4 protein-coding genes and 2 pseudogenes are annotated in these 5,366 nt (G+C 43.3%); 2 read left to right on the top strand and 4 right to left on the bottom strand.

Translation table 11 applies throughout. The annotated features are described in order from the left end of the window. Positions 1-485 precede the first annotated feature (485 nt). Together C9J03_RS27360 and C9J03_RS26205 are read right to left on the bottom strand one after the other, a co-directional pair. Positions 486-619, bottom strand: a pseudogene (locus C9J03_RS27360) (IS110 family RNA-guided transposase); the annotation flags it as partial. A gap of 240 nt (positions 620-859) precedes the next feature. Further along, positions 860-2,122 (bottom strand): metal-dependent hydrolase family protein, encoded by a 1,263-nt coding sequence (locus C9J03_RS26205; RefSeq protein ID WP_044621367.1) that lies wholly within the window; start codon positions 2,120-2,122, stop codon positions 860-862. Positions 2,123-2,459: 337 nt separating this feature from the next. Here C9J03_RS26205 and C9J03_RS27145 point away from each other — a divergent pair, with 337 nt between their 5' ends. Next, the gene (locus C9J03_RS27145) at positions 2,460-2,594 is read left to right on the top strand and encodes a hypothetical protein (protein WP_276329437.1); all 135 of its coding nucleotides are present in this window, start codon (positions 2,460-2,462) and stop codon (positions 2,592-2,594) included. 360 nt (positions 2,595-2,954) lie between these two features. Here the strand turns inward: C9J03_RS27145 and C9J03_RS26195 are convergent, their stop codons facing one another. Further along, entirely contained in the window at positions 2,955-3,341 is a 387-nt protein-coding gene (locus C9J03_RS26195; protein WP_044621366.1) for a nuclear transport factor 2 family protein, read from the bottom strand. Between the two features lie 618 nt (positions 3,342-3,959). Here C9J03_RS26195 and C9J03_RS26190 point away from each other — a divergent pair. Then, complete coding sequence (locus C9J03_RS26190) at positions 3,960-4,625, top strand: class I SAM-dependent methyltransferase (protein WP_082060492.1); 666 nt, start codon at positions 3,960-3,962, stop codon at positions 4,623-4,625. Here C9J03_RS26190 and C9J03_RS26185 read toward each other — a convergent pair. Beyond that, a pseudogene (locus tag C9J03_RS26185) lies at positions 4,622-5,251 on the bottom strand (IS3 family transposase); the annotation flags it as partial. The gene C9J03_RS26190 and the pseudogene C9J03_RS26185 overlap by 4 nt on opposite strands. Positions 5,252-5,366 lie beyond the last annotated feature (115 nt).

Raw genomic sequence — 5,366 nt, 5'->3', positions numbered from 1 at the left:
CGGCAAAGCGAGGTTATGGCCAATCCGGAACAGTTCTTACCCTGGAATTACCAGTCCGATATCTAATCAAAACAGGTTCTGGCTGTGGCCGGGACCTCCCCTGCACGCTACCTTCTCGTAAGCTCACAAGCGTATCAGTATTTCTGAGACGGTTGAGCGGCTAACCTTCGAGCAGGAAGCGATCTTTCTGGTCGACAGATTGCACTCATATTTAAGGCGTAATACCTCTTTGATGTTTGTCATAGATGTTCTCTTTTTCGGCATTATCACTTCCTTGCTACGTTAAGATGCATAACAAGAATAGTGAGTGATTGATTTAAAAGAGAAAAGAGGGATATTCCGGAGTAACCGGACAGTGATTCCGGAGTTAGTGGAAAAATGGACTGGTTTATCCCGGAAATGGTGTCCGGATTAAAACGGAATGGGTGTCCGGACAATCCCGGAATCGGTGGCTGGATTGCTCCGGAATACGCACTTTGTGACCATTAAGCCAGAGCAGCAGGCTTATACTCGGTCTGAAAACGCAGTATAGCCCATGCTGTTCTGACTATTTTGTTTGCCAAAGTAATACAAGCTTTCTCAAGTCTATTCGCTCTATTGCTTTGGCCAACCAGGCTTCTGGTTTAAAAGAGAAAAAGTAAGGATTCCGGCGTTAGGTGAAAAATGGCCGGATAGTCCCGGAATCAAGGGGCGCAATACTTAGGAATACTCACCCAGTGCAGCTATGGAAAATCATATACGATCAAATGTTCCGCGATGTCTTTGAAGAAAGCTACTTCCTGGAGTAGTATTAACCGCCTTACCAATACAATGTGTGTAGTATCAGTGTGGCGGTTAATCCCTATAAAGTCAGTTTTGCTTACAGCGTATTTTTGTAAACTTTACCGTCTTTCATGATTACTTTTTGGGTTTCAGTGTTTACAACAGATTCTACACCTTCAAGTGGGTTACCATCGATGATTAGCAAATCTGCGTAAGCACCTTCAACGATTTGGCCCAGCTTACCTTCTTGGTAAGGGTGCTGGTAAGTAGACATTTCAAAAAGACGACCACAGTTCGATGTAGCCATGCGAAGTGCAGTAATTGTATCGAATGTATTTTCAATCGCTGTCAGTTCGTTCAATTGAGTGTCGTGAACGCGAGTATCACCGATACAGTCTGTACCGAACGCAAGGTTTTGAATGTCGTACTTCTTAATGAGTTCTGCAGACTTAAACATTGCTTTACCAACACGTTCAGTCTTGCGATAAGTTTCTTCGTTAGGCAATGGGATCTTACGTTCTGCAATTAAAGATGATGTGAAGTAAGAAGGGATAACCCAGATACCTTTCTCTTTGATGGTTTGTGCAATATCGTCTTCCATGATGGTTGCATGTTCAAACGACATAACGCCTGCCTCTGCTGCGCGGCGCATAGCAGGTGCGGTATGGATGTGTGCTGCTACGTAAGTGCCGTAGTCACTTGCGGCTTCAACGGCAGCTTTCATCTCGTCTAGCGTGTATTGAAGCGTGTCCAGAGGGTCAAATGTTGATGATGCACCGCCACCAGCCATGATCTTGATTTGAGAAGCGCCCATGAACAATTGCTCACGTACTGCTCTTAGAACTTCTGAACGACCATCTGCAACTTGCATTGCGCCTAATTTCATCATTGGCGAGTCTTCATGACCATCTCTAAGGCGCTCTTGCGCTTGGTTTTGGCGATAGTCAGAGTGCCCACAAGTTTGAGATAGGGCAGCCATTGAGGGCAGGATACGAGGGCCATTTGCATAACCTTTGTCGATGCTTGCTTTTAGACCTTGAGAGTTACCACCTACATCGCGCACGGTAGTGAAACCACGCATTAGCATGTCATCAGAGATACGTGCAGAACGAATAGCCACTTCTTCACGAGTCATCGTATCGAGTTCGTTGAATGAAGCTGAAAGCGTAATGTGAACGTGAGCATCCATCAGACCTGGCATTACTGTGCCGCCTTTTGCATCGATAACCACATCTACTTCAGACGCGTCAATTACACCAATTTTGGTGATTAAGTTATCTTCAATTAGAACTGAAACGTTTTCGATTAACTTGTCGTCAACACCGTTAAATACGTTCGCATTAATGATCAACTTTTTCATTACGATTTCCTCGTGTTAAGGGGTACCTTGTTACCGAGATATATTTTATATTGTGACAAAAACAATAATTACCATTTGGCGCCATGCAAGAAAATATGACTATAGCATAATAGGGGGCTGAAAAATGAGATGCATAATAAGGATCAAAAAATGACGCCCAAGGCATCATTCTGCTTACGAATACTGTTTTTTCTGCGGAAAGCTACCACCGTCCAGTTGGTAATTTTCCTAAGATACAGTCGCTATTTCAACAATATCTTATCTGTTAAACGAGAGAGTGAAGTGTTCAACTAAAATTGGCCACAGCTCTAAAACGCAGAACAGAGGCTAGCCTGGCATGAAAAACACCCCAGTCACGGTGATGAAACAAATCAGTGACTGGAGTGAGGCTGAGCTGGTAAATGGTAACGTGGAAGAAAACAGCGGTCTTGGTAAAGCGGTTAGTTGCTTCATAAGCACTATGAAGGGCTGACGGCGTTCTTCCGTATTGAAGGCGCACAGTTGGACAATAAGCGGACGGAGCAGTCGCTTAAACTGGTTGCGCGAAACCGTACACGTAAAAATGTCATGTTCCACAAGACGCAGGCAGGAGCGGGCATCGCTGATGTGGTGATGTCAATCATAGCGACTTCAGCCGAAAAGCAGGCATCAAAGTGCTGGATTACTTTAATACATTGCAGCGGCTACAAAGCGAAGTCAGGGCTGCCCTCGAACGGTTACTCCCCTGGAACTACTAACCTCATATCTGATTAATTAATAGGTTCCGGCTCCTGCTGGAACTGCCCATACCTCTAAATCAAGCCACCTTACCGTAAGCTCACTTAAATGCCAATCACACGGGCAATTTAGACGAATGGTGATGAATAATCTTCAATTCATCATCTACTTTTTTAAACACAAACGTAAAGCGTGCCGCAATCACAACCAATCGTTGCTTTGATACCCACTCAAAATGATATAGCCCACTTGCGGAAGCCATATCTCCTGACACTTCAACATTAAAATCTTGATAATGAACCTTACGCTCTGTTGTACTTGAAAAAGCTGACTCAAAATATTCATAGACAAGCTCTGGTGTATCACGATAAATTGGCGATAAAGTGCCAAGAAGAATAGCCTTATCTGAATAAAGGGCAGAAATTTCCCCAACGCTGCTTCTGGTGAAAGACTCCCCCCATAATTCTAATGCACTTATAATCTCATTGCTCTGAATTGTCATATTAGTCACCTGTATCATTTCATCATTATTTAACTTACCACATATACGTGCTGGTAATTTTTCTTTTTAAACTCATGGCGCAAAAAGATAAATAATGCCGGTGTATCCCTAATGCCGATCAGTTAAGCTTAAAATGATTAATTAAACGATCCATAGAGGCTGGAAAAACCCGAGTGTGTTACTACGCTCAGATTTTTTTATGTTCCTCAGGCAAGCACTCGATCAGATACACTCCTTTTCTGCCGACCAACTAAACGAGTTTTCAGACTTGCTTTTCCCTGAGCTTTAGCTTTCAAATCGAAAGTAAAATGGAGAAGGCGTAATAGCCAAGTGACGGTTCAGTTGCATGGGCTTTTGAGGGTTAGATGCATGCAAGCGGAGAAGAGCCCTTTCTCTCATGTCAGGTTAGTAATGGCCTTCGCTAAAAACGCCTGAAGCCATTCAATAGTATGCTTACTTTGTCCGAATTCATTGAATGCTTACCTGAATATTCGTGGTATTTAACGCATTGAAAAAAAATGTTTTTTATGACTATAGTGTACGAAAAGAACTAGTTTGGTAGATGCGTGAAAACGAGCGTTCTGCCTAATACACAGTTAACAGCACTAGGAGGTATCAGTGCAAGAAGAGTATTTAGATTATTATGCTAACTTTGATGAGGAACAGCGACTTACTTGTCAAAACATCACAAGAATTGAGTTTGACACAACAATTAATCAGCTTGCTGAGTATACTCAACAGTGCCAAAAGTTGACAGAGCTAGGTGCTGCAACAGGTCGTTATTCGTTGTTTTATGCCCAAGAAGGAGTAGAGGTAACGGCAGTTGAACTCGTCCCAGAATTAGTCTCACAATTAAAACAAAATGTAGAGATAAAAGGTCTAAATGTTCATATCCATGAAGCGAATGCAACTAAAGTACCTTTTATTTCAGATAGATCTCAGGATGTTGTTCTAATCCTTGGGCCTCTTTATCACATACAAAGCCAAGGTGAGCGTGAAGCCGTCCTAAGAGAAGCTCATCGAATCCTTAAAGATGGTGGTACCGTTGCTATAGCGTATATTAGCCGATTCTTTGTTGCTGGTTTGCTCGCTAAAATGTCATCGTCTCTAGTAACACCAGAGGTTCTCAGTGAACTGAATGAAACTGGACTGGTTACTACATCTGAGGTAGATGCTTTTTTCAGAACTGGTTATTTTGCTTCGCCAAGCGAAATAGAGGCCTTAGTTGAAAGTAACGGTTTTGGTGTGATTGATCTGCTCCAGCTAGACTGGACACTTCATTAAGCGACATTTTGCTTTTCAAAGTTAACTGGGCTTAGGTATCCAAGAGCACTGTGCCTTCTCGTCTGATTATAATCAACCTCAATGTACTCAAAGATCGTTTGGCGCATCGCATCTCTCGTCATAATCGGCTCATATTGGATCGCTTCAACTTTCATGGAATGGAAGAAGCTCTCGACACAGGCATTGTCCCAGCAATTTCCTTTTCTACTCATACTTTGCTTGAGATTATAAGTGATTATGAGTTCTCGATAGTCTTTTGAGCAATACTGGCTACCTCGATCACTATGAACGATAACGTGTTCAGGGAAACCGCGACGGAACAAAGCCATCGATAGCGCATCACAGACCAGAGTAGCCGTCATCCTTGTATCCATAGACCAGCCGATTACCTGTCGTGAGTAAAGGTCAATGATGACAGCCAAATACAGTCAACCTTCACTTGTGGCAACGTACGTGATGTCACCCGCCCACTTTTGATTCGGAGCCGTTGCGTTAAAGTCCTGAGCCAGCAGGTTCGAAGCGACAGGCATTTTATGCTTGCTGTCCGTTGTACACTTAAACTTGCGTGCGGCTTTCGGTATTAAATCCTGACGCTTCATACTGGCGGCAATGGTTTTAACATACATGGTCGCCCCGGTTTGCCAAGTACCCACGCTCTAAAAAATCAAACTGGTTAAGATTGCAGTCATACATCCGGACTTAGTTCGGCATGTATGCCGCTGTCCCTAAAGGATTCCGCTG

It is taken from the genome of Photobacterium gaetbulicola (genome assembly GCF_003025515.1).
Lineage (GTDB): Bacteria > Pseudomonadota > Gammaproteobacteria > Enterobacterales > Vibrionaceae > Photobacterium > Photobacterium gaetbulicola.
Note: the sequence above shows the minus strand (reverse complement) of the source record. Positions and strands in the feature narration are given on the sequence as shown.